20 protein-coding genes are annotated in these 22,680 nt (G+C 68.2%); 7 read left to right on the top strand and 13 right to left on the bottom strand.

The genetic code is table 11. From position 1 onward, the window contains the following. Positions 1-61: 61 nt before the first annotated feature. From KMW22_RS14135 to KMW22_RS14150, 4 genes are all read right to left on the bottom strand, one after another. Positions 62-793 (bottom strand): CHAD domain-containing protein, encoded by a 732-nt coding sequence (locus tag KMW22_RS14135; RefSeq protein WP_221090699.1) that lies wholly within the window; start codon positions 791-793, stop codon positions 62-64. Between the two features lie 210 nt (positions 794-1,003). After that, positions 1,004-2,326, bottom strand: a complete 1,323-nt coding sequence (locus KMW22_RS14140; RefSeq protein WP_221090700.1) for a hypothetical protein — start codon at positions 2,324-2,326, stop codon at positions 1,004-1,006. Between the two features lie 70 nt (positions 2,327-2,396). Next, on the bottom strand, positions 2,397-3,041 hold the full coding sequence (locus KMW22_RS14145; protein WP_221090701.1) for a DUF305 domain-containing protein: 645 nt from the start codon (positions 3,039-3,041) through the stop codon (positions 2,397-2,399). Continuing rightward, a complete protein-coding gene (locus tag KMW22_RS14150) occupies positions 3,038-3,523 on the bottom strand; it encodes a DUF2243 domain-containing protein (RefSeq protein ID WP_221090702.1) in 486 nt (161 codons plus the stop codon). Before KMW22_RS14150 ends, KMW22_RS14145 begins: the two co-directional genes overlap by 4 nt. Before the next feature lie 248 nt (positions 3,524-3,771). Here KMW22_RS14150 and KMW22_RS14155 point away from each other — a divergent pair, with 248 nt between their 5' ends. The 3 genes from KMW22_RS14155 (at position 3,772) to KMW22_RS14165 (ending at position 7,320) form a co-directional block, all read left to right on the top strand. Continuing rightward, the gene (locus tag KMW22_RS14155; protein WP_235692977.1) at positions 3,772-5,190 is read left to right on the top strand and encodes a TldD/PmbA family protein; all 1,419 of its coding nucleotides are present in this window, start codon (positions 3,772-3,774) and stop codon (positions 5,188-5,190) included. Continuing rightward, positions 5,187-6,560: a TldD/PmbA family protein gene (locus KMW22_RS14160; protein WP_221090703.1), complete on the top strand. Its 1,374-nt coding sequence runs from the start codon at positions 5,187-5,189 to the stop codon at positions 6,558-6,560. Before KMW22_RS14155 ends, KMW22_RS14160 begins: the two co-directional genes overlap by 4 nt. A gap of 67 nt (positions 6,561-6,627) precedes the next feature. Then, on the top strand, positions 6,628-7,320 hold the full coding sequence (locus KMW22_RS14165; protein ID WP_221090704.1) for an HAD family hydrolase: 693 nt from the start codon (positions 6,628-6,630) through the stop codon (positions 7,318-7,320). A gap of 71 nt (positions 7,321-7,391) precedes the next feature. On the opposite strand, the gene KMW22_RS14170 is transcribed toward KMW22_RS14165, so the two are convergent. Both KMW22_RS14170 and KMW22_RS14175 read right to left on the bottom strand, forming a co-directional pair. Next, complete coding sequence (locus tag KMW22_RS14170) at positions 7,392-9,080, bottom strand: cation:proton antiporter domain-containing protein (RefSeq protein ID WP_221090705.1); 1,689 nt, start codon at positions 9,078-9,080, stop codon at positions 7,392-7,394. A 14-nt stretch (positions 9,081-9,094) separates the two neighbouring features. Next, positions 9,095-9,418, bottom strand: a complete 324-nt coding sequence (locus KMW22_RS14175) for a hypothetical protein (RefSeq protein WP_235692978.1) — start codon at positions 9,416-9,418, stop codon at positions 9,095-9,097. A 436-nt stretch (positions 9,419-9,854) separates the two neighbouring features. Here KMW22_RS14175 and KMW22_RS14180 point away from each other — a divergent pair, with 436 nt between their 5' ends. Further along, positions 9,855-10,454 carry an FmdE family protein gene (locus tag KMW22_RS14180; protein WP_328774711.1) on the top strand — a complete coding sequence of 200 codons (600 nt, stop codon included), beginning with the start codon at positions 9,855-9,857 and terminating at the stop codon, positions 10,452-10,454. A 655-nt stretch (positions 10,455-11,109) separates the two neighbouring features. Then, positions 11,110-11,586 carry a universal stress protein gene (locus KMW22_RS14185; protein WP_221090706.1) on the top strand — a complete coding sequence of 159 codons (477 nt, stop codon included), beginning with the start codon at positions 11,110-11,112 and terminating at the stop codon, positions 11,584-11,586. Positions 11,587-11,654: 68 nt separating this feature from the next. On the opposite strand, the gene KMW22_RS14190 is transcribed toward KMW22_RS14185, so the two are convergent. Further along, the gene (locus KMW22_RS14190) at positions 11,655-12,146 is read right to left on the bottom strand and encodes an Rrf2 family transcriptional regulator (protein ID WP_221090762.1); all 492 of its coding nucleotides are present in this window, start codon (positions 12,144-12,146) and stop codon (positions 11,655-11,657) included. Positions 12,147-12,281: 135 nt separating this feature from the next. Here KMW22_RS14190 and KMW22_RS14195 point away from each other — a divergent pair, with 135 nt between their 5' ends. Next, on the top strand, positions 12,282-13,115 hold the full coding sequence (locus tag KMW22_RS14195) for an AfsR/SARP family transcriptional regulator (protein ID WP_221090707.1): 834 nt from the start codon (positions 12,282-12,284) through the stop codon (positions 13,113-13,115). Positions 13,116-13,394: 279 nt separating this feature from the next. Here the strand turns inward: KMW22_RS14195 and KMW22_RS14200 are convergent, their stop codons facing one another. From KMW22_RS14200 to KMW22_RS14225, 6 genes are all read right to left on the bottom strand, one after another. Then, on the bottom strand, positions 13,395-14,867 hold the full coding sequence (locus KMW22_RS14200; protein WP_221090708.1) for a glycoside hydrolase family 3 N-terminal domain-containing protein: 1,473 nt from the start codon (positions 14,865-14,867) through the stop codon (positions 13,395-13,397). A gap of 2 nt (positions 14,868-14,869) precedes the next feature. Further along, positions 14,870-15,907: an SIS domain-containing protein gene (locus KMW22_RS14205; protein WP_221090709.1), complete on the bottom strand. Its 1,038-nt coding sequence runs from the start codon at positions 15,905-15,907 to the stop codon at positions 14,870-14,872. Next, entirely contained in the window at positions 15,904-16,782 is an 879-nt protein-coding gene (locus KMW22_RS14210) for a carbohydrate ABC transporter permease (protein ID WP_221090710.1), read from the bottom strand. Before KMW22_RS14210 ends, KMW22_RS14205 begins: the two co-directional genes overlap by 4 nt. Then, positions 16,779-17,684 (bottom strand): carbohydrate ABC transporter permease, encoded by a 906-nt coding sequence (locus KMW22_RS14215; protein WP_221090711.1) that lies wholly within the window; start codon positions 17,682-17,684, stop codon positions 16,779-16,781. The genes KMW22_RS14210 and KMW22_RS14215 overlap by 4 nt, the downstream gene beginning before the upstream one ends. A gap of 170 nt (positions 17,685-17,854) precedes the next feature. Beyond that, a complete protein-coding gene (locus KMW22_RS14220) occupies positions 17,855-19,108 on the bottom strand; it encodes an ABC transporter substrate-binding protein (RefSeq protein ID WP_221090712.1) in 1,254 nt (417 codons plus the stop codon). 45 nt (positions 19,109-19,153) lie between these two features. After that, positions 19,154-20,014, bottom strand: a complete 861-nt coding sequence (locus KMW22_RS14225; protein WP_221090713.1) for a MurR/RpiR family transcriptional regulator — start codon at positions 20,012-20,014, stop codon at positions 19,154-19,156. Between the two features lie 357 nt (positions 20,015-20,371). Between KMW22_RS14225 and KMW22_RS14230 the strand changes: the two genes are divergently transcribed. After that, entirely contained in the window at positions 20,372-22,387 is a 2,016-nt protein-coding gene (locus tag KMW22_RS14230; protein ID WP_235692979.1) for a glycosyl hydrolase family 18 protein, read from the top strand. Positions 22,388-22,680: the final 293 nt, after the last annotated feature.

Genomic DNA, 22,680 nt, shown 5'->3' on the forward strand with positions numbered 1-22,680 from the left:
GGCCGCTGGTGCTTCCCCCTGTTATGGGAATTTTCCACAGCAACAACATTTGCTCTCCCGCTTACTCGTCGCAGCTTTTCTGTTGCTCTTCCAAATGCTCTTTCAGTGCAGGCCAGAGGTCACGCACGCGGGCCTGGGCGTGGCGCTGGGCCTCTGCTTCGCGGCGCAGCAGGGCCTCGCGGTATTGGGGCACCCAGTCTTCTTCCGTCAGGATCGTCTGGGCCACCTGGGCGTCTTGCAGGCGGCCCAGCTGCTCCAGCACGGCCAGTAGGGCTTCGGGGGCGTCGCCTGTCAGCTCGGCGGTGTAGCGGTAGCGTTTCAGGTGTTTGCGCCACTCGTGCCAGGGTTCCGCGCTGGGGCTCTGGAACACCTGCTCGGCCTCGCGCAGCAATTCGTGGGCGTCGCTGCACAGGGTTTCTTTCACCCGCGCCTTCCACGACTTGGGGCGTTTGACTGCTGGGGGCAGGTCGGGCAGCGCGACCTCTGCCTGGGCGCGGGCCCGGTGTTCGGTCCAGGCCTGCTCAAAGTTGCTCAGGGCCTGGGGCGGAACCTCCAGTTCCTTCAACGCCTGCAAGAGATGCTGACCCACGGCGTCCCGGTCCCGCACGGGAGCCACGGCCCGGCGCAGGTCGCGCCACGCCCGCTTGGTTCGTTTGGGGGCGCTGCCAATCCGCAGCTGCGCCTGCACCTTCCGCGTCAGCTTGCGCGCTTCATGAATGGCTTTGGGGTCGCCCTGCTGCAGGTCAGGCCAGAGCTGGTCCAGGGTCTTGACGGTTTTTTCAAAGCGGTTCATGGCCCGAGGATGCGCGCTGCAGATGGGTGGGCGTGCGCGCCGTGCCTAACGCTCCTTTCATGCACGTACAGCAGAGCGGGTCGGAGGAGAGAGCATACAGATTCCGGTTGAGCAGGTTTTGTCACTGTTCAACCTGGGCAGAGCAAGGAAAAAAGAGCGGCTGCCGAGAAAGGCGTGAGCGAATCGGTAGTTCCCCAAACGCAAACCGTATCAGTTCGCCCCCAGCTTCACCCGGAAGGTGACGGTGGCTTGCTGGCCGGCGGGCACATCTACCCGGCGCGCCACCGTCACCTGCTGGCTGGGGGCGGGCTGGCCGTCCACCACCACAAAACGGCCGTAGAGCTGCTCGCGCACCTGGGTCTGCACGGGGCGCGCTTTGGTGCTGGTCAGGGTATAGGTGACCTGAAAAGTGGTGCTGAGTATCCGGCCCTCGGCATTCCTCTCCACGCCCAGCGTCTGAACGCGGCGCACGTACCGCAGCTCGTGGTCGGCGCCCAGGTCCAGGTCAACGGGGCGGCTGGCCTGGGCCGCTGGCAGGGGCACCGTGCCCACCAGGGTGCCGTCTTCCCGAACCGTCAAAGGCCCGGTGGGCAGCGACTGGTCCGGGGTGAATTTGTAGTGCCGGTTGGCCCGGCCTGTGCGCTCCTGGCGGTCAAAGTACATGCTGATCAGCGCGTACCGCGTAAAGCCCGTGAGGCGCGGCTGCACAAACGGCAGTGTCAGGCTCTCGCCGCGCCCCAGCGTCAGGCCACCGGGCAGGGCGTAGCGCTGCAGGCCCCGCACCTCGCCCAGACTGGTGACCCCAGCTGAGCCGGGCAACATGGGGACCGGCATCACGGCAGCGGTGGGGGTGACCCCTCGGCCGGACTGCTGCTCGTTGCCCAGCCCAGCCGGCGTGGTGCGCACGTCACCCGCGAACAGGTCCACCTGCCGGGCCTCGTAGGTCTCGGTGCCCCGGTTGCGAATCTCGGCCAGGGCGGCCAGCCGGGCCCCGCTGCCCGCCGCGTTCAGTTCGTAGCGGGGTTGCCACGCCAGCGCCTGCGTGCGGTAGCTCAGCGCCCCGGTCACCTGGCCTTGGCCGGCCACGTCCACCTGCACCGCCACCCCACCGGCCAGCGCGTCTGGCGGGGGCGGCGCTGCGAAGGCCAGCTCGCCGGGCGCGGCGGTCAGATACTCGCCCGACGACAGCCGCACCAGCAGGTCGGCGGCGCGCACCAGCACGCCGTCCAGTGGCGCTTGCCCGGCGCGCAGCACCCGCACCGGCTGGCCCTGCTGGGTCGTCAGCCAGTCCAGATCGGTGGGGCGCACCTCCAGCCGCCGCAGGGGCGCGCCAGTAAAGGTCAGGCTGCCCGGCTGAATAAAACTCCAGGCTGCGCGGCTGAAGCGCAGCTGGTGGGTGGCCTGCCCGCCGGCCGCCTGCAGGGTGACAGGCGTGCGCACCTCGGCAAACCCGGGATACAGGCGCAGCTCGGTGGCCGAGGCGGGCAAACCCAGCGTCAGCAGCAGGGCCAGGGCAGTCAGGCGGCGCGTCATGGGGTGCATGGTGGCATGAACGGGGCCGCGCCGAGACCGCACCTGCCGCGCCAGATTCGGCCCCGGCCCTTCAGTGGTGAGGAGATAGGGGAGGGGGCAGCGGCTGGCCGCCGCGCCGGGTCAGCAGGGCCTGCAATTGCTCGGTTTCGCCGCGCTGCGTGCTGCCCACATGGCGGGCCAGCCCCCGGATGTCTGGCCGCTGAAGCCACCCCTGAAATGGCCGGGCCATCTGCACCGCGCCCTGGTGGTGCCGGATCATAAGCTGCAGGAAGAGGCGCTCGGCCTCCAGGACTGGCAGGTGGCTGAGCTGCGCCACCGCCTGCACGGAAGCCATGCCTATCTGGGCCGCGTGGTAGGGCGGTAACGTGCCCAGGGTGGGCTGCCCCCAGGCCTGCAGCAGGGCGCGCAGCTGCGTCATCTCCTGGGCCTGGGTGTCACGGATGCGCACGGCCAGGGTCTTTAAGGCAGGGTCCTGGGTGCGCGGCGCGATGCGGCGGGCCATGTTCACCGCCTGGGCGTGGTGGACCAGCATTTCCTGCACGAACCGGCCCTCGGGGCTGCCTGAGGCCGGCGCGGGCAGCAGGGCCGGGGCCAGGGCCAGGGCCAGCAGCACCGAAAGCACCCCCGAAAGCACCACGCCCCCCAGCGCCAGCCAGCCGGGCGCGCGGGCCAGCCGCTGAGGCCAGGGGGCAGGCCCAGGGTGCACGGCACTCATGGCCGCGTGTGAAAGCGGCGCAGCAGGGCCCAACCCAGCACCATCATCAGCGCCCCCCAGGCCAGAAAGCCCAGGTCATAGGCCAGCTGGTGGGGGCCGGGGCGAACGTGGTGAATCTGCAGCAGCTGGTGGTCAATCAGGCCCTCGACCACGTTAAAAAGTCCCCAGCCCAGAAGCAGCCCCCCCAACAGCGCAGAGGTGCGCCGGGGCGCGTGGCCGCTGCGCGTGCCACTCCAGAGCAGCGCCACCCCCAGCACGGTGAAAACCCAGGTGGCCGCGTGAAAGAAACCGTCGGCCAGCGTGTTGAGCTTCAGGTTGTCCAGGGTGGTGGGGGCATACACGCTGCTCAGCAGATGGTGCCACTGCAGCAGCTGATGCAACACGATGCCGTCGAAAAAGCCGCCCAGGCCAATCCCCAGCAGGGTACTGCCCCAGGTCAGGGCGGGCGGTGCGGCGCGGTCGGAAGGAAGGGATGTCGTCATGGCGCCTCCTGGGCGGGTTCATCGTTCCGTGGACTGCGGCCGTGCCGGGTGAGAAGAGGCTGAAGAAGCAGGCACCAAGTTCAAGAGCCACCACAGCGGGAGGGAGCAATGAGGCGGCGGCTGACCCTCCCCACATGCCCCGGCACCCGGCTCCGTTTTGCGGCATGCTGGGGCCTGTCTGCTTGACAACCCACCCGCCCGGCCAGTCCCACTGGCCCCTCCTCCCCACCCCCAGGAGTTGCCCCGGCATGACCATGACCCAGACCCCCTCTTTGCTTGATCCTGGCCTGTGCGCCGACGTGCTGCACCTGGCCGGCAGCGGCGGCGCCGATTTCGCCGAGCTGTTCGTGGAAGACACCCACAACACCGGGTACCGCCTGCACCAGGGCGAGGTGCGTGACGCAGGCGGCGGCAACCTGTTCGGCGCGGGCCTGCGCCTGCTGTACGGCACGCGCGTGGTGTACGCCTACACCAACGATGTCACGCCCACGGGGCTGCGCCAGCTGGCGGGCGATGTGGCCCGCGCCCGCGCCGGGCAGGGCGAGGTGAGCCGCCAGGGCACGGGCGGGCTGGACTTCCGCCGCCATGACGTGCGCCCGCTGTACGTGGCCCGGCAGCATCCCCTGCACGCCCGCGCGCAGGACAAGCTGGCCCTGATGCGCCGCGCCCACCACGCCGCCGCTGGCGTGGGCGACGTGAAAACCGTGGACGTGAATTACCTGGACCGGGTGCAGCGCGTGCTGATCGCCAACACGGAAGGCCTGTGGGCCGAGGATGAGCGGGTGTGGACCCGGCTGATGGTGAGCGCCATTGCCCAGGACGGCACGTGGCGCGAGAGCGGCTTTTATGGCCCTGGGGCCGGGCAGGGCCTGGAGTTCTACGACACCGTGACCCCCGAAGCCACTGGTGCCGAGGCCGCCCGGATGGCCAACGCCATGCTGCGCGCCGGGCACGCGCCCGCCGGCAAGCTGCCGGTGGTGATTGGCAACGCGTTTGGCGGGGTGATCTTCCACGAGGCCTGCGGCCACATTCTGGAAACCACCGCCGTGGAAAAGAACGCCAGCGTGTTTGGCGACAAGCTGGGACAGGCCATCGCCCACCCCTGCGTGAGCGCCACCGACGACGGCACCCTGCCCGGCGCGTGGGGCATGGTGAGCGTGGACGACGAGGGCCTGCCGGGCCAGCGCACGGCGCTGATTGAAAAAGGGGTGCTGACCTCGTTCATGGTGGACCGGGTGGGCGAGCTGAACACCGGCCACCGCCGCACCGGCAGCGGGCGGCGGCAGAACTACACCTTCGCCCCGGCCAGCCGCATGCGTTCCACCTTTATCGAGGCGGGCCCCCAGACCCCAGAAGAGCTGATCGGGCAGGTGGGGTACGGGCTCTATGCGCGGCGCATGGGCGGCGGCAGCGTGACCCCCGGCACCGGGGAATACAACTTCGCCGTGAAAGAGGCGTACCTCATTCGTGACGGCGAGCTGGCCGAGCCGGTCAAGGGGGCGTCTCTGGTGGGGAACGGCGCGCAGGACCTTCGCAATATCGTGGGCGTGGCGAACGATCTGGCGCTGGGCCAGGGGATGTGCGGCAGCGTCTCGGGCAGTATTCCCACCGATGTGGGCCAGCCCCACATCCTGATCAGCGAGATCACCGTGGGGGGCCGCGCATGACCGGGGCCCCGGACACCGCCCAGCTGAGCCTGGACGCCGCCCGCCGCCACCTGCTGGACCGCGCCCACGAACAGGGCGTGGCGCTGGAGGTCTACGCCCAGCGCGAGGCCGCCACCGCCATTGAGGCCCACGGCGGCGAGATCAGCGAATACAAGCTCTCCACCCGGCAGGGCGTGGGCCTGCGCGCGTTGGTGGGCGGCGCGTGGGGCGCGGCCTTTACCGAGAACCTCGCGCGCCCCGCGCTGGACCGGGCCCTGGAACGCGCGGTGGAAAACGCCCGGCTGGTGGCCCCTGAACCCGGCGCGGCCCTGATCGCCTGGGGCGAGCCGCCCAGCCTGGACCTGTACGGCGAGGGCCTGAGCGGCGTGACCCCCGAGCAAAAGGCGCAGGTGGCCCTGACGCTGGAACAGGCCGCGCGGGCGCACGACCCCCGGGTGGTCAGCGTGCCTTACCTGGGCTATGAAGACAGCCAGACCGAACTGCTGGTGGGCAATACCGAGGGCCTCAGCCGCGAGCAGCGCGCCCTGCACGCCATGACCTACGCCGCGCCGCTGGCGCGCGACGGCGAGGAGAACCGCATGGGCAGCGACTGGCAGTTCACGCGCGAATTCACGGCGCTGGACCCCACCCAGACCGCCCTGCGCGCCGCCGAAAAAAGCCTTGCCCTGCTGGGTGCGCGCCCGGCCCCCACCGGCACCTTTCCGGTGGTGATCAGCGGCGAGTGCATGGGGTCGCTGCTGAGGCTGTTTTCGTCCATGTTCAGTGGCCGCGCTGTGGAGGAAGGCAAGAGCCCGCTGGCCGGGCGCCTGGGGGAGCCGGTGGGCAGCGCCCTGGTGACGCTGCTGGATGACCCCACCCTGCCCCAGGGCATGTCCTCGCGCGCCTTTGACGCTGAGGGGTGCCCCAGCGCCCCGCTGACCCTGATGGCCGGGGGAGAACTGCGCGCCTTTTTCCACAACGCCCAGACCGCCGCGCGCGCCGGACAGGCCAGCACCGGCCACGCCGCGCGTCAGGGCTACCAAGGCGTGGTGGGGGTGGGCCACAGCAACCTCTTCCTGCAGCCGGGCCACACCCCCGACGACGAGGTGACGGCGGGCGTAACAGGCATTCTGCTCACGGAAGTCTCGGGCGGGCATGCGGGCGCGCAGCCCCTGACCGGCGATTTCAGCCTGCAGGCCGAGGGCTTCTGGTTACAAGACGGCGTGCGTGCCTATCCGCTGGAGGTCTTTACAGTGGCCGGCAACTTTACCGAGCTGCTGGCGCAGATTGAAGCGGTGGGGGAGACCCTGGAATGGACCTGGGGCGGCACCGGGGCGCCTGCTGTGCGCGTGAAAGGGCTGGCCGTGGCCGGGGGGGCACCCCAGGGCTAGGGCTCCCTTGCTCCGCGCGCCGCGCCCGGTCCCGCGCCAGGGGCCGGGCGTGGCCTAGCATGGCGCCATGCTGAGCGCCTTTCTCAATCCCCTGGGGACCCTGTACGACCCCACGGGCGACACCGACCTCGCGGCCCTCTCAGACGGGCTGTTGCAGCTGCTGGGGGACGCCACCCTGATTCCGGTGACCGGGCTCAGTGAAGAGGAACTGCTCTCGGTGCCCGCCGCCTTTACCTCCTGGCAGGTGCTGGCCCACGGGGCGGTGGTGCTCACGCCAGATGGCGAGGAAGACCCGGCGTGGCGCCGCCTGACCCGCGAAACCCAGGCCGAAACAGAAGGAGCCCTGGCCCTGGCCGCCCAGGCCGCCACCCACCTGAACGCCCTGTCGCAACTGGGCCTGGACGTCACGGTGACCGAGCGGGGCGGGCGGCCCCTGCTGGTGCATCTGCGCCACCCCCACGGCCTGGCGCTGGCGCTGGATCAGGCGCAAGCGGGGCTGCACGACTGGCTGGCCGACGCCCCCTTCCGCCAGGACCTGCGCGTGGCCCGCGATCCCCTGGGCCTGACGGTGCTGCCCAGCGCCATCCGCCCCGAGCGCGCGGTGAACTATGTGCTCTCCGAGTGGCCGGCCGGTGCGGTCACGGTGGGCGTGAGTGCCCTGCCCGACGACCGCGCCTTTCTGGCCCTGTGCGACCTGGCCCTGGTTCCCGGCCAGAGCCCACTGCTCCATGCCCCCGGGGACGCCGACCCCGAAGAGTGACCTGGGTACCGCTCGTGGTGGTCAGTGCAGTCCCCGGAGCCGCCCCAGGGCCAACCCTTTCGGCCCTGGGCTCAGGGCAGCGTCGCCGGGGCGCCGGTCTGAAGGGGTTGGGGGTGCAGAACCGCCAACACGTGCTCGCCCATAGCCAGCCCTAGTTCGTATTCGCCGTACAGCACGTCACTGGCGCCTAAGGCCAGCAGCGCCTGCTGGGTGTGCTCATCGTGGGTGCGGGCCGTGACATGCACGCCGGGGTTCAGGTGGCGCACCTGTTCCAGCATCAGCTGCGATTGCAGGCTGTCAGGCACCGCCAGGATCACCACCCGGGCCGCCTGCACCTGGGCACGCGTCAGCACCTCCAGCCGGGCGGCGTCTCCGTACACCACCGTCATGCCCTGGGCGCGGAGTTCCTCGGTCAGGCGTTCGTCTTCTTCCACCACCACCAGCGGCACCTGCTGGGCTTGAAGCCGCTGCGCGATCAGGCGGCCCACACGGCCATATCCCACCAGTACCACGTGTCCATTCAGATTGAGGGGCGCTCCAGGCGCCTGGGGGGTGTGGGGGGCGCGGCGTTCGTGCCAGGCTTCGAGCACAGGAATGAGGCGGAACAGAAACGGATTGAGCACAATGGACACGATGGCCCCCGCCAGAATCAGGTTCTGGCCCTGAGCGCTCAACAGGTCCAGATCGCGGCCCAGGGTCGCCAGGATAAACGAGAACTCGCCGATCTGGGCCAGGGAAATAGCCACGGTCAGGGCCGTGCTAAAAGAAGCGCGCAACAGACGCAGGGTGAAAAAGGCGATCAGCGTCTTGCCCACCAGAATAATCAGGGCGGTGGCCAGCACCAGCAGCGGGGCCTGCAGCACGATGGCCGGGTTAAACAGCATGCCCACCGCGACGAAAAACAGCACCGCGAAAGCGTCCTGAAAAGGCAGGGCGTCCTGGGCCACCTGATGGCTGAACTTGCTCTCGCTGGCCACCACCCCGGCCAGAAAAGCGCCCAGGGCAAACGAGACATCAAACAGCGCGCCAGCGGCGTAGGCAATGCCCAGCGCCGTGCCCAGCACCGCCAGCGTGAAGAGTTCGCGTGAACCAATGCGGGCCACGCGCGCCAGCATCCACGGAATGAAGCGCCGGCCCGCCAGCAGGGTCACGGCCACGAACAGGCCCATCTTGCCCAGCGTGACCATCAGCGCAAGGCCCAGAGCACCCAGGTCTAGGGTCCCGCCAGCGCCGCTGAGCAGCGGTGCCAAGGCCGGCAGGAGCACCAGCGCCAGCACCATCACGAGGTCTTCCACAACCAGCCAGCCCACCGCGATCTTGCCGTTGGTGGTGTCCAGGGTGCCGCGCTCTTCCAGAGCCCGCAGCAACACCACGGTGCTGGCCACCGAGAGGGCCAATCCCAGCAGAATGCCCTGCCCCAGCGACCAGCCCCACAGGTGGGCCGCAGCGGCGCCCAGCACCGTCACGGCCACGATGCGCAGCAGGGCGCCCGGCACCGCAAAGCGCCGCACCGCCAGCAGGTCACCAATAGAGAAATGCAGGCCCACACCAAACATCAGCAGCATCACGCCAATTTCAGACAGTTGGGCGGCGATGGCGGCATCGGCTACGAAGCCGGGCGTGAACGGCCCGATAGCCAGCCCGGCCAGCAGGTAGCCGATCAGGGGCGGAAGCCGCAGGCGGGTGGCGGCCAGCCCGCCGAAAAAAGCCAGCGTCAAGCCAACGGCCAGGGCAGAGATCAGATCGGTGTGGTGTGGCATAGAGGGGCCTCCTTTCAAGCACCGCCGGGGGGTGAAGTCTCGTGGGGAAATTCCTGACTCAGAAAGGTCTGGAAGGCCGTCTGGAAGGCGTCACCTTCGGTGTCTAGGCCCGCTGCCTGGGCGGCATCGCGGATGGCCGCCGAGAGCAACTGGGACGCGGCGCGCGTGCGGCTGGCGTCCAGCAGGTCGGCCAGTTGCGACAGCCAGAACACGTCCACGGCCTGAAGCCGAAGAGTGACTTTGCCCTCTGGCAACTCGCCCTGATACCCGCGTGCCGCACGCTCCTCCAGGGCATACCGAATCAGGGACTGCACACGGGAATTCGTTTTTGTTGCCATTTTTCCTCCAGAGATATTCTACTACAAATGGCAGTTTGCCATTCTGGAATGGTTAAAGATGGCAAACTGCTTTTCCAAAGGGTCTGTCGAGTTGGCCCCTGCTCTGGGACGCTTGGCCTGCAGAGTCGTGGTTGCCTTGGTGTGCCGGCTGCCTACAGGCCGACCGTCGGCGCGGCGCCCGCTTCTGGCCCGTGCTCCACGGTCTTATAGCCTGTGGCCCCCAGGCCCTTGCCCGTTCACTATGATGCGCACGGCGCCTCTGAGCCCCCAGACCGGGTGTTTTTTGAAGTGCCTGTCGTTTCTTCTTGTCCAGGAGCCTCTTGATGGTCGAACCAACGCCTTCTGTTTATTTGGACTCCGCGCCGGGAGTGTCCGGCCGGATGCTCGCAACTGATGTCGTGGGGATTGGTCTGGGCCGCTGGGCTGATGGGGGAGCGTGACCGCTTTCCCGGCCACGGATCTGGGGCCTCTGCCCGCCCTGCTGGCCCAGAGCGCGGCGCTGCACCGTCACCTGTGCCCCCGGCAGGTGCTGGGCGCCCGCATGGGGCTGCTGGCCGGGGCGCGCCTGGGTCTGCCCTTTCCCCGCACCGACAAGCGCGTGCTGGTTTTCGTGGAAACGGACGGCTGCTTTGCTGACGGCGTGTCGGTGGCCAGCGGATGCTGGCTGGGGCGGCGCACCATGCGGCTGGTGGACCACGGCAAGGTGGCCGCCACCTTCGTGGACACCCGCACCGGGCAGGCCGTGCGCATGGCCCCGCGCCCCGATCTGCGCGAGCGGGTGCGCGCCGGGCGCCCAGAGGGGCAGAAACGCTGGGACGCCTACATGGCCGCCTACCAGAGCTGGCCGGATGACGCGCTGTTCACGGTGCAGCCCGTCACGCTGACCATAGACCTCGCCGCCCTGATCAGCGTGGCGGGCAAGCGCGCCGTGTGCGACACCTGCGGCGAGGAAATCATTAACGAGCGCGAGGTGCGGGGGGAAACGGGCGTGCAGTGCCGCGCCTGTGCTGGCGACACCTACTGGCAGTCGCTGTGATGGTGGGTGGTGCGGGTCAGAGGACGCCTTCGCCCTGTGCGGAAGCCAGCGCGCAACCCGGGAAACCAGGGTAGTCGGCAACAGGGGAGAGGTGACGCCGCTCCAGCGGCCCTGGTTCGGCCAGTCCCCTGACCCGGTGTGAAATCGGTCCGCGCTGTTCTTCGAGGCCAGGAGCAGAACCCCTCATGCGGATTCCAGTTGAACAGTGACCAAAACTGTTCAACCCGAGCAGAGTGAAGAGGGAAAACGGTTGCCGGAAAAGGAGTGACCGAATCGGTGGTGTCCCGGTTCGATCCCGGAGAGAACGGGAACCGTATCACGCCTCCCCTGGCCGCTGGTGCCTGTGCCTACCTGACCGTAACGGCGCCGTAACTGGCCTGCGGGCATCCTTGGCGACGAACGCCAGCGGGGGCTACTCCAGCCGCGCTGGGCCCGACCCTGGAGGATTCATGCCGCAGCCTGCCCCATTTCCGCCCATCCCGCACGCGCCCGAGTGGTGCAGGCGCCCAGTTGCGCAGCCCTGGGCAAACCGGCCAGAGCGTGCAGCGAGACAGAGGCTCGGCCTGTAGGTCTGGCCCTGGCCTGCCAGAGCTTCTGCCCTCTGTCCCCTCCACCTGTTCCGCCCTGTCCCTCACGCCTGCCCAAAAGGAGCCCCATGTATCGGCACATTCTGGTGCCTGTTGACGATCATCCAGCCAGCGCCCACGCGGCGCAGCAAGCCCACCGGCTGACCCGGGCACTGGGCGGACGGGTGACCCTGCTGCGCGTGCTGAGTGGCGACGAGGCGCTGGGGGCAGGCGCGGTGCAGGCCCAGTTGCGGGCGCTGGCGGCAGGGGCCCGCCGTCCCCCGGAGACCGCCACCCTGACCCTGGCCGGTCAGGACGCCGCGCCGGCCATCGCCGCCTACGCCGCCCGCTGCGGCGCCGATCTGATCGTGCTGGGCGTCAGTGGGGAAACGCACGCGCCGGACGAGGCGCGGGCCGCCCTGGCATTGGCCCTGGCCGCGCACAGTGGCCTACCCGTGCAACTGGCCGCTGCCCCTCAGGCGGGGCGCCCCGGCGGCCTGCCCTGGCAGCGGGTGGCCCAGGAAGCCCACCGGGGGCAACGGGTCAGCGGCGCCAAGCGGTTCTGAGAACCAGGCGCGATGCTTGGACAGCTGATGCTATGGCTGGCGTGGAGGCGCCCAAACCTCAGCGGCATTCATTTGCCCCCCAAATCCATTGGCTTACCAGTGGTCCCCCACCCACCCTGCGGTGCGCACAGAGGGGCGGGTGCGGCGGCCTGGGGTGACCCAGCTGTGTCCTCGGCCAACAGGTCGGCCAGACAGCGGCGGTGAAGGGTGGCTTCAAGCTGGGCATAGGTGGCATACAGCTCCCGGTGCAGGGGGCACAGTTGCTGGGCGTGCTCCGGGCGGTCCAGCGGGCAGCGGTGCAGGCGCGGCAGGGGGTCCACGGCGCTCACCACCTCCGGCAGGATGATCTGCGCGGGCGGCCGGTCCAGGCGGTAGCCTTCCCGCTTGCCCCGCAGGGCGCGGACCACGCCAGCGCGTGCCAGCTGTCCCATAACCTTGAGCAGGTGCGGGCTGGGCACCCCAGTCTGGTGGGCCAGTTCGGCAGCGGTGAATGGTCTTTCTGGCTGCTGGGCCAGGGTCACCGCCGCGCGCAGCGCATATTCAGCCGTCTGGGAAAACAGAAAACACCTCGCCGGGCGAAATGTGGAGCTTGCTCTCCACTTTAGCGGCGGCCTAGACTCGGGAGGCCCCAAGGGCTGGCCCTCTCCCCCCGCGCCCACGGCCCCAAATGCCGATTGTTTTTCCAGAGGTGGTCCATGTCCCAACTGAGCCTGCGTTCTCTTGGCCGCGCCGAGGTGGTGCGTGACGGCCAGCCTGTCAAATGGGAAGCGGAAAGTTCGCGTGACCTCGTCTTCTTCCTGCTGGCCCACCCCGAGGGCCGCACCCGCGAGGACATCATTCAGGGCCTGTGGCAGGAGGACCCGAGCGCGCGCAGCAGCAACCGCTTTCGCGTGGCCCTGCACCGGGCGCGCGCGGCCCTGGGCGCCCCGGGCCGGATTGCCGAGGTCTACGGTGTTTACCGCCTGTCCGATGAGGTGCTGCGGGCCAGCGATGTTTTCCGGCTGTACGCGGCCCTGGCCGAAGCTGAACACGCCGGGGGCGACGCCCGGTTGCAGGCGCTGAGTCAGGCCCTGGCCGAATACGGCGGTGATTTCCTGCCCCACCTTCAGGCGGAATGGGTGCAAACCGCCCGCGAGGAGCATCTGTCGGCATACACGCGGGCGTGCCTTGAGCGTTCGGTGCTGCACTGCGAGCACCTGCAGTGCGAACTGGCGGTTCAGGACCTTGTGGCCGCGCTGCGGCGCGATCCCTTTCTGGGCGAGAACCACCACCAGAAACTGATGACCTGCCTGTCGGTAGTGGAAGGCAAGTACGCCGCCACTGAGCACTACCGCCGCTTCCTGCGCTTTCTGCGCGAGGACCTGAACGACGCGCCCATGCCCGAAACCGTGGATCTGGCCGGGCGCATCAAGCGCGGCGAGCGCATCTGTCACCACGGCCAGCCCGAGGTGCGCCTCACCCACAACTGCCCTTTTACCGCCGATGGCCGCTGCCCCGGTCCTTACGCCGAGTTGCTGAAACTGGTGTAGAGAAGGCACAGAAGGAGGCCGCACAGAGCAGGGCGCGGCCTCCTTTTTATATGGTGACGGTTTGGCGGTTCGTTCCACTCTGGGTCAAAAAAGCACCCCTCTATTTGTCCCAGTCCCGGACTATGTTTGCCCCAGCGACACTCTGGACTCCACCTTTAGAGCGGTTGATAAAAGAACCCCCTCACCCCTTGCTGCGCGGGGGCCCGCTCTGCGTCGCAGCTCGTCGAGTCCCACGAGGGGAGAGGGTCGAGAACCAACATCATCTTGATGTCATCTGCTCTAGCCAGGCACGCCGCCGGTCAGTACCTGAGCCGCCGCCTGCAGGTGGGCGCGGCGAAACCCGTGGGTGACCAGGGCGGGCAGAGGCAACTCGGCCGCCGCATCGGGCGACCACAGCGCCAGATGCACCGCCGGGCGCGTGGTCAGGCGCGCGGCCAGCGCCCGGGTGGCGTCGGGCACCGTCCAGCGGCCGGTGGTGGCCAGCAGCACTGGCGCCCCTGCAAAACGCGTCAGCAGGTCGCCCACCGCCGCGCTGTCCTCAACCGGGGCCGCGTGCAGTCCTGGCAGGGCAGGGCGTAGGGCGTCGGCCAGGGCAGCCAGCCCCAGGTAATCGCCGTATGGGCCGCCCAGTTCGCCCGCTTCCGGGGCAAACAGCAGTGCCGGGGCCGACGGGTCCAGGGTGGGCACCGCGCCCCGGCGTTCCAGGGCGCTCAGGGCCCAGCGGGTGGTGGCGGCCTCATCCTGGTCGCGCTGGGCGGGGCTGTACGCGCGCGGGGTCCCCGGGAAACGCCCGGTGATCCGCTCCAGCCGGGTTACCGCTTCGTCCAGCCGCTCAGGGGCCAGGGTGCCGCCTTGCAGGGCCGTCTCCAGCGCCCGCGCGTGAAGGTCGTGCACGCTTTGGTCGCCGTGGCCGCACAGCAGCACGGCGTCAGCCCCGGCCATCAGGGCCAGTGCGGCGCCGCGCCCGCCGGGGTAACGGTCAGCCACGGCTTTCATGTCCATCGCGTCGGTCACGATCACGCCGCCGTAGCCCCATTCACCGCGCAGCACGCCGGAGAGCAGCGTGGGAGATAGCGTGGCGGGCCGATCCGGGTCCAGGGCGGGGTACAGGATGTGCGCGGTCATCACGCTGCCCACCCCGGCCTCGGCCGCCGCGCGGAACGGCACCCACTCGCAGGCTTCCAGTTCGGCGCGGGTCTTGTTCACCACCGGCAGGGCAAGGTGGCTGTCCACGCGGGTGTCGCCGTGCCCGGGGTAGTGCTTGACCGAACTCAGTACGCCCGCCGTCTCGCTGCCCAGGGCCCAGGCCACGCCCAGGCGCGCCACAAGGTGCGGGTTGGCGCCAAAGGACCGCTCGCCAATCACCGGGTTCAGGGGGTCCACATTCACGTCCAGGCTGGGGGCGTAGTTCCAGTTGATGCCCAGTTCCAGCAGCCCCCGCGCGGCCAGAGCGCCGGCTTCGAAGGCGGCCCGTTCGTCGCCCAGCACGCCCAAGCCCTGCGGGGTGGGCGGCTGCGGGCTGTCCAGGCGGCGCAGCACCGCGCCGCCTTCCTGGTCGGTGGCGATGGGCACGTCGCGTTCCAGGGCGTCGCGGATCTCGGCCACCAGGCGCGCGGTGGCTTCGGGCGTGGTGATGTTGCGGGCGAACAGGCACACGCCGCCAGGGTTCAGGGCGCGCAGCCAGCGGGCCAGTTCGGCATTCAGCGTGGGCCCGGGCAGGTCCACGATCAGGGTGCGGGCAGGAGCAAACATGGTCACCTCGTCCGCGTCACTTTCGCCAGTCGGGGCGGGGCATCGGGGTTTTCGCCTCGCCGCAGTGCCGCGTGCGCAATCAGCAGCTGCGCGGCCAGCGCCGAGACCGCCGGGTCGGTCAGGGCATGGCCGGTGGGGGGCGTGGGCAGGTCGGGCGCCTGCCCCGGCACGTCGTCGCCAATCAGGGTGATCTGGGCGCCGTAGCCGCGCAGGGTGCCCAGGCTGTCGGCGGTAAAGGGGGCGGTGGCGTCGCGCGCCTGGAAAAACAGCGCCGGGGTGCCGGGTTCGGCCAGCCGCGCCGGGCCGTGGGCGAACTCGGCGGTGGAAAAGGCCAGCGCGGCCACCCCCGCCGTTTCCTGCAGTTTCAGCGCCGCCTCGGCGGCCACGCCGGCGTGCAGGCCACGGCCCAGCACCAGGGTGGTCTGGTCGCCGGTCAGGCGCTCGGCGGCCTGTTCGGCGCGCGCCTCCTGGTCCAGCACCTGTTCCAGGGCCCCGGGCAGGCGAGCCAGGGCGGCACTCAGGCTCTCGTCCGGGCGCCACGCGCACAGCAGCCGCGCGCCCAGGGTCAGGGCGGCCAGATAGCTCTTGGTGGCCGCCACCGCGCGCTCCTCGCCTGCGTGCAGCGGCAGCACGAGGTCGGCGGCGTGGGCCAGCGGGCTGCCGGGCGTGTTCACCAGAGCGCAGGTGAGCGCCCCGCCCCGGCGGGCCTGAGCCAGTGTCTCGACCAGATCAGGACTGCCCCCCGACTGGCTGATGGCCAGCACCAGCGCGCCCTGGTAGCTCACGTCGGCGTGGTACACCCCGGCCACACTGGGCGCGGCGCTCACCACCGGCAGGCGCAGATGCGTTTCGATGCCGTAGCGCAGCGTGGTCGCCGCATGATCCGAAGACCCCCGGGCCAGCGTGACCACAAAGGACGGCGCAAAGGCGGCAATGGTGTGCGCGGCGCGCTCAATGCTGTGGTCTTCGGCCTGCCGGGCCACCACCTGCGGGGCCTCGCGGGCCTCGCGCAGCATCAGGGATTCGCTGGGGGGGGTCATTTCACCGCTCCTTCCATGCCGCGCAGGAACAGGCGCTGGGCCGCCAGGAACACGATCAGCACCGGCAGCATCATGATGATGGCCCCGGCCGCAATATTGAACGGGTCATAGTTGAATTGCCCCTTGAGTTTCAGAACGGCCACGGCCATCGGCGCTTTGTCTGGCGCGCCAGACAGCACCAGCATGGGCCAGAAATACGCGTTCCAGGTGGTGACGGTGGTGAAGATGCCCAGGGCAGCCAGAGACGGCTTGGTGAGCGGCAACATGATGCGCGTCAGGATGGTCAGTTCGCTGGCGCCGTCCAGCCGCGCGGCTTCCAGCAGCGCCACCGGCACCGACACAAAGGCCTGCCGCATCAGGAAGATGCCAAAGGCGCCGGCAATCGTGGGAATGACCACGCCTCCGTAGGTGCCCAGCAGCCCCAGCTTTTTCAGGGTCAGCGTGTTCACGATAAAGGTGGTTTCCGAGGGCAGCACCAGCGTGGCCAGAATCGCCCCGAAAATCAGCGCGCTCCCCGGAAAGCGGAAGCGGGCCAGCGGGTAGGCCGCCAGCGCCGAGATCAGCAGGGTGCCCAGCACCGTCAGGGCGGTGATCACCACCGAGTTCCACAGCGCCTTGCCCAGCGCAAAGGAGCGGAACACGTCCACGAAGTTGTGCAGGGTCACGCGCTGCGGAAAGAGGCTCTGTGGAAAGGCGTAGATGGACGTGCCGGCCGTCTTGTCGGTCAGGGCAATCGCCAGGGTCCAGATAAAGGGAAACAGGGCGAACAACAGGATCAGGATCAGCACGGCGTAGCGCAGCATCAGCGCCACGGGCTGGCGCCACGCCACGGTGCGTCCGGCCGCGCGGGCCGGGGTGGCGGCGGTCAGGCTCATGTCTGTTCCTCCTCGGGGCGGTTAAACAGCTTGAAGTTCACAAAAGACAGCACCAACGCCACCGCCGCCACCACGAGCCCCGCCGCGCTGGCCAGCCCATAATCGAAGTCGAAGCCCTGGAAGGCCTTGGAAAACACGTACATCAGCGCTGTGTAGGTGGAGTTCAGCGGGCCGCCGTTGGTGAGCACCAGCACTTCTTCCAGCACGCGCAGCGCGGCAATGGTGGACAGCAGCGTGCACAGCAGGATGGTGGGCCGCATGAGGGGGACCGTGATCTTCCAGAAGCGCTGCCACGCGCTGGCGCCGTCCAGCACCGCCGCTTCTTCCAGTTCCTCGGGGATGTTCTGCAGGCCGGCCAGATACAGGACCATGTAATAGCCGAAGCCGCGCCAGAAGGTCACCAGCATGACCGCCCAGAACGCCCAGACCTCCGAGTTCAGCCAGCCGAACTGCGCTTCTGGCGAGGTGAGGCCCAGCGAACGCAGCAGCCAGTTCAGGGTGCCTTCGCGGTTGAACACCCATTCCCACATCACGGCCGCCAGCGAAATCGAGGTCACCACCGGGACGTAGAACCCAGCGCGGAAGATGGCCATGCCGGGCAGCTGCTTGTTCACCAGCACCGCCACCCCCAGGGCCGCCAGCTGCAGGGCCGGCACCACCAGCAGGTATTTCAGGCTGTTTTGCAGCGCGGTCATGAACAGGGGATCGGCAAAGAGTTTCTCGAAGTTGGCGGTGCCCACCCACTTGGGGTCCAGCCCCTGCGCAAACCGCGCGCCGTTGTACTCCGTAAAGCCCAGGTACGAACCGTACAGCAGCGGATAGAAGGTAAACACGCCCAGCAGGATCAGGGCCGGGGCCAGGAAGGTATACGACAGCAGGGTCGTGCGCCAGGGAACTCGCATGCAGTGTCCTTTCGGGGGAGAGGAGGGCTGGAGGCGGCCGGGCCGCCAGACGGCGCGTGGTGCCAGGAAGAAGCAAGCGGGCCCGCCCGGAAGCTCGAGCGGGCCAGTCACTGTGGGGAGCGGGCGTGGGGTGGGGGCCAGAAGATCTGGTGCCCCCGCGCCCTGCACCCTCACTTCTTCATGTTGGCGTTCCAGTAGGCGGCGGCGTCGTTCAGGGCCTGCTGCGCGGATTTACGGCCCAGCAGCGCGGCTTCAATGTTGTCGTTGAAGTTCTTGTACAGGTCATCGCTGTTGCCGGGCGCCTTGTAGCCGGGGTTGATAAAGCGGCCCGAGGCGCCCACCAGACCGGTGGCCTTGGCGATGGGGTCCTGGCTGGTTACCTTGAACTGCGCAGCGCTCTGAGCACCCAGAGTGGTGGGCACTACCGGCACCACCTTGGCAAAGGCCAGCTGGTTGGCGTTGTTGGTGAAGAAGGCGGCCAGCTTGGCAGCGGCTTCTGGGTTCTTGCTGGCCCGGGGAATCACCAGGGCCATGCTGCCGCCGGTCTGCACGTTGGCTGGGCCCACGGGGGCGCCGGTCACCACAGTCTTGGCGTACAGGCCGGGGTTGGTGTCCTTGATGCGGGTCAGGGCCTGGGGGCCGCCCACGATCATGGCCACGCGGTTTTGCGCGTACAGTTCGGTGGCCAGCTGGAAGGCTTCGCGGCGCACCGCGTCTTCGGGAATGTACCCGCCCCGGAACAGGGTCACGTACTGGTTCAGCAGCGCGGCGTGGCGCGGGCTATTGAACACGGCCCTGCCGTCGGCGCCGTAGATGGGCAGGCCCTCGGCGTAGAAGAAGCCCAGGAACGAGGCCGTGTTGGGGTCTTTCAGCGCGGGCACCCAGCCGTAGGCGCCGGTCTTGTCCTTGATGGTCTTGGCGTAGGTCAGCATTTCGCTGCTGGAACGCGGCGCGCGGCTCAGGCCGGCCTTCTGCAGCAGTTCAGGGTTGTAGACCAGCACGCCTTCGTTGATCCAGCCGTACCAGGGGTAGGCGTAGACCTTGCCGCCGGTGGTGAAGTTGCGCAGGCTCTGGGCGTAGAAGGTGCGGTTCAGGGTGGCCGTGGGGGTAAAGTCGCTCACCGCACGTAGGAAGCCGTTCTGGGCGGCCTTCTGGGTTTCGTCAATGTTCAGGTTCACCACGTCCGGGGCGTTGCCCAGGTTCACGCTGGCAATAAAGTCCTGCACCATCGAGTCCTGCTTGTCGAACCACTGCACCTTGATCCCGGGGTTGGCCTTTTCAAAGGCGGCAATCGTGGTCTTGATGTAGTTGTCGAACTTGGGGCTCAGATACCACGTCCAGAAGGTCACGGTGGTCTGGGCGTTTGCGCTGGACAGGGCGGTCATACCAAGGCTCAGGGTCAGGATGCTCAGGGCTCGTTTCATGGCGTTTCTCCTTATTGGGACGTGGGAACCAGCAGAAGTGGGGGGCTAGTACTTCTTTTCCACCACGCTTTCAGCGGTCACGCGCAGCACGGCGGCGGCTTCGGGGCGGCGCGAGAGCAGGCCGGCATACAGCACTTCCAGCACCAGCGTCTGCGAGATCAGGGTGTCCAGTACGGCGTCGGTCAGCGGTTCCTCCTGGCGGGATGTAAACAGGACTTTGCTGGCGTAGCGGGTCACGGGCGAACTGGCCCGGTGGGTAATGGCAACGGTGTAGTGGCCGTGGCTCTGGGCCAGGCGCAGGTGCTGCACGGTGTCGATGGTGCTGCCGGAACTGGTCAGGCCGATCACCACGCCGCCCCGGGGTAGGGTGGAGATACTCACGGCCGCCACGTGCGGGTCGGTGTAGGCCACGGCGGTAATCCCCAGGCGCAGCAGGCGGTGGGCGAACAGTTGCGCCACCAGCCCCGAGTTGCCCTGCCCCGTAATGTCCACCCGGGGCGCGCGGGCCAGCTGGCTCGCCACGGCCTCAATCACGTCGGGGTCCAGCAGACGGCCGGTGTCGTCCAGGGTCAGGGTGCTCTGCTTGACCAGTCGGGCGGTGTGGCCGGTCAGATCGGTGTCGGCGGTCTGGGTGCTGCTGTCGCGCCCGGCCACGTCGGCGGCCAGGGCGATCTTGAAGGCGTGAAAACCGGCGAAGTCCAGCTTGCGGCACAGGCGGGTGATGGTGGCTTCGCCCACGCCAGCCGAGGCGGCGAGTTCGGTGATGGTCTGGTGGATCACGGTTTCGGCGTCGCGCAGCACGTGGTCAGCGACCTGTTTTAGCGACGGGGATAGGCTATGGGCATGCAGCCGAATGCGGCTGATGGCGCCCTGGGTGTGGGCCGGGCGGGAAAGCGTCTGACTCATGGGCCTCCTTGGCCTGGGTCGGCGGTGGGGTTGATGAAGGTATCTTGAAACTGAAAATTATTTTTGTCAAGTTTCCGAAAATAGGGGGATTCATTTTCAATGGGGGTAGAGAGGGAGTAGGGACGGGCCCTTGATCCCGTGCCTACCGTAACGCTCGCCTTTGAATGGGTCAAAAAGCAGCTGTGTTCTGGCTGTACGGGCGCGCGCCCTGGGATGGTTGGCCCTGACCCTCCCTTGACGCTTTTGAAAAAAATTCTTCCCGACACTTGACAGTTTGAAAAAAGATTTGCATGATGCGACTGTTCAAACAACCTGTCTCCAGAGCCGTCATTCCCGCTTGACCCGATGAGGTGAGGTATGTACAAGACTGCCGCTCGTTTGACCGCCCTACTCGCTGTGAGCCTCGCCCTGGGGGCCTGTGGCCGGGAGTCGCCCACCGCTATGAGCAGCGCCGCCACCCTCCGGGCCCAGGCGACGGGGCTAACAGCGACGTTTGACAGCACGGGGGCGTGGGACACGGGCTTCACGGGCCGCATCACCCTGCGCAATCCCGGCCCCACCCCCATCACCGGCTGGACCCTGAAGTTCAAGTTCAATGGCAATGCCAGTGCGGGCAGTTCGGTCTGGGGTGCCGGGGGCAGCATCACCAGGGACAGCACGGGGCTGTACACCATCACCCCCAACAGCTGGGGCGGCGCCACCATTCCCGCCGGCGGCAGTGTCACCATCGGCTACGACGGCACCGGTCAACTGAGCGGCGTCAACACCTGTACCCTCAACGGCGCCAGTTGCAGTGGCGCCACCACCCCACCGCCGACGGGTGATACCACCGCGCCCACGGTGAGCCTGACCGCCAGTCCCAGCACGGTGACGAGTGCCGGCACGGTATCGCTGAGTGCGGCGGCGAGCGATAACGTGGGGGTGACGAAGGTGGAGTTCTATCAGGGCTCGACCTTGCTCAGTACCGATACGACGGCGCCGTATACGGCCACGGAGCCGGTCAGCAGTGCGAACAACGGCACGCGGACGTACACGGCCAAAGCATTTGATGCAGCGGGCAATACCAGGTCGGCTTCGGCCTCGGTCACTGTCAACATCTCCGGCACCACCCCGCCGCCCCCACCTCCCCCTCCCAGCGGGTTCAAGAAGATCGCCTACTTCGCCCAATGGGGCATCTACGGGCGCAACTATCAGGTCAAGAACATTGACACCAGCGGCACCGCCGCCACCCTGACCCACATCAACTACGCTTTCGGCAACATCTACAACGAGAACGGCACCTACCGCTGCAACATCGTGACCCGCGCCGAAACCGGCAACGGCGACGGTGGCGACGCCTTTGCGGACTATGGCAAGGGCTTTGACGCCGCCACCAGTGTGGACGGCGTGGCCGACCGCTGGGACCAGCCGCTGAAGGGCAACTTCAACCAGATCAAGAAGCTCAAGGCCAAGTACCCCAACATCAAGGCCCTGATCTCGCTGGGTGGCTGGACCTGGAGCAAGCACTTCAGCGCCGCTTCCATGACGGACGCCTCGCGCAAGGCGCTGGTGAGCTCGTGCATCGACGTGTACATCAAGGGCAACCTGCCGCTCTCGGACGGTGCGGGCGGCCCCGGCGCAGCGGCGGGCGTGTTCGACGGCATTGATATTGACTGGGAATACCCCGGTGGCGGCGGCCTGCCCACCAACGGCGTCAGCCCGCAGGACAAGCAGAACTTCACGCTGCTGCTGCAGGAATTCCGCCGTCAGCTCGACGCCTACAAGCCGGGGCTGCTGCTGACCATCGCGGCGCCCGGCGGGCCAGACAAGATCGCCAACCAGGACCCCGCCGCCTACAAGAATGCCGTGGACTGGATCAACATCATGACCTATGACTTCCGTGGCGCCTGGGACGCCACCGGGCCCACCAATTTCCACTCCAACCTGTACCCCAGTCCCAACGACCCCGGCACGGGCGTGGTCAAGAACTACTCGGTGGACACCGCTGTGCAGGCGTTCCTGAACGCGGGTGTGCCGGCCAACAAACTGGTGATCGGGGTGCCCTTCTACGGGCGCGGCTGGACCGGCGTGCCGGGGGCCAACAACGGCCTGTACCAGTCGGCCACGGGCCCAGCGCGCGGCACCTACGAGGCGGGCATTGAGGACTACAAGGTGCTGAAGAATGCCCCCGGCACCGTGTACCGCGATCCCGTGACCAAGCAGATGTGGAAGTACGACGGCACCAATTTCTGGAGCTACGACGACCCCGAAGTGATCGCCACCAAGATGGCCTACATCAAGCAGAAAGGCCTGGGCGGCGCGATGGCCTGGGCGCTGGACGGCGACGACGCCCAGGGCACGCTGGCCAAGGCGATTGACAGTGGCCTGAAGTAAAAGCCAGGACTGAGCAGGGCGGCCACGCGGCCCGGAGGAGGGGGAAGTATCCCCCGCTCCGGGTCCCGTTGCATGGGCGTGAAGGGCCAGGGGAAGCTCTTGAGCCTGGCGATGTCAGCCGGGCCATCTGCCGCTGAAGGAGGACCCTGGTGCGGGCGCGGCGATTCTCTGCTCAATCTTCATGGCAGTCAGGCCGAAAAGCAGGTGGAATTCCGGGCATTGGTGTGTGTGGCTGCGCCTGTCTATGCCCGCTGGGGGGCGAGTTTGAGCGGGCTGAACTCTTCAGGCCGAGC

Source organism: Deinococcus aquaedulcis (assembly GCF_019693445.1).
GTDB lineage: Bacteria > Deinococcota > Deinococci > Deinococcales > Deinococcaceae > Deinococcus > Deinococcus aquaedulcis.

Bases quoted from the DNA above. Each gene is read 5' to 3' on its own strand.
- KMW22_RS14195 (WP_221090707.1), top strand. From the start codon at position 12,282: ATGTCCCAACTGAGCCTGCGTTCTCTTGGCCGCGCCGAGGTGGTGCGT.
- KMW22_RS14135 (WP_221090699.1), bottom strand. From the start codon at position 793: ATGAACCGCTTTGAAAAAACCGTCAAGACCCTGGACCAGCTCTGGCCT.
- KMW22_RS14185 (WP_221090706.1), top strand. From the start codon at position 11,110: ATGTATCGGCACATTCTGGTGCCTGTTGACGATCATCCAGCCAGCGCC.
- KMW22_RS14140 (WP_221090700.1), bottom strand. From the start codon at position 2,326: ATGACGCGCCGCCTGACTGCCCTGGCCCTGCTGCTGACGCTGGGTTTG.
- KMW22_RS14200 (WP_221090708.1), bottom strand. From the start codon at position 14,867: ATGTTTGCTCCTGCCCGCACCCTGATCGTGGACCTGCCCGGGCCCACG.
- KMW22_RS14210 (WP_221090710.1), bottom strand. From the start codon at position 16,782: ATGAGCCTGACCGCCGCCACCCCGGCCCGCGCGGCCGGACGCACCGTG.
- KMW22_RS14165 (WP_221090704.1), top strand. From the start codon at position 6,628: ATGCTGAGCGCCTTTCTCAATCCCCTGGGGACCCTGTACGACCCCACG.
- KMW22_RS14220 (WP_221090712.1), bottom strand. From the start codon at position 19,108: ATGAAACGAGCCCTGAGCATCCTGACCCTGAGCCTTGGTATGACCGCC.
- KMW22_RS14150 (WP_221090702.1), bottom strand. From the start codon at position 3,523: ATGACGACATCCCTTCCTTCCGACCGCGCCGCACCGCCCGCCCTGACC.
- KMW22_RS14225 (WP_221090713.1), bottom strand. From the start codon at position 20,014: ATGAGTCAGACGCTTTCCCGCCCGGCCCACACCCAGGGCGCCATCAGC.
- KMW22_RS14160 (WP_221090703.1), top strand. From the start codon at position 5,187: ATGACCGGGGCCCCGGACACCGCCCAGCTGAGCCTGGACGCCGCCCGC.
- KMW22_RS14155 (WP_235692977.1), top strand. From the start codon at position 3,772: ATGACCATGACCCAGACCCCCTCTTTGCTTGATCCTGGCCTGTGCGCC.
- KMW22_RS14205 (WP_221090709.1), bottom strand. From the start codon at position 15,907: ATGACCCCCCCCAGCGAATCCCTGATGCTGCGCGAGGCCCGCGAGGCC.
- KMW22_RS14215 (WP_221090711.1), bottom strand. From the start codon at position 17,684: ATGCGAGTTCCCTGGCGCACGACCCTGCTGTCGTATACCTTCCTGGCC.
- KMW22_RS14145 (WP_221090701.1), bottom strand. From the start codon at position 3,041: ATGAGTGCCGTGCACCCTGGGCCTGCCCCCTGGCCTCAGCGGCTGGCC.
- KMW22_RS14230 (WP_235692979.1), top strand. From the start codon at position 20,372: ATGTACAAGACTGCCGCTCGTTTGACCGCCCTACTCGCTGTGAGCCTC.
- KMW22_RS14175 (WP_235692978.1), bottom strand. From the start codon at position 9,418: ATGGCAACAAAAACGAATTCCCGTGTGCAGTCCCTGATTCGGTATGCC.
- KMW22_RS14170 (WP_221090705.1), bottom strand. From the start codon at position 9,080: ATGCCACACCACACCGATCTGATCTCTGCCCTGGCCGTTGGCTTGACG.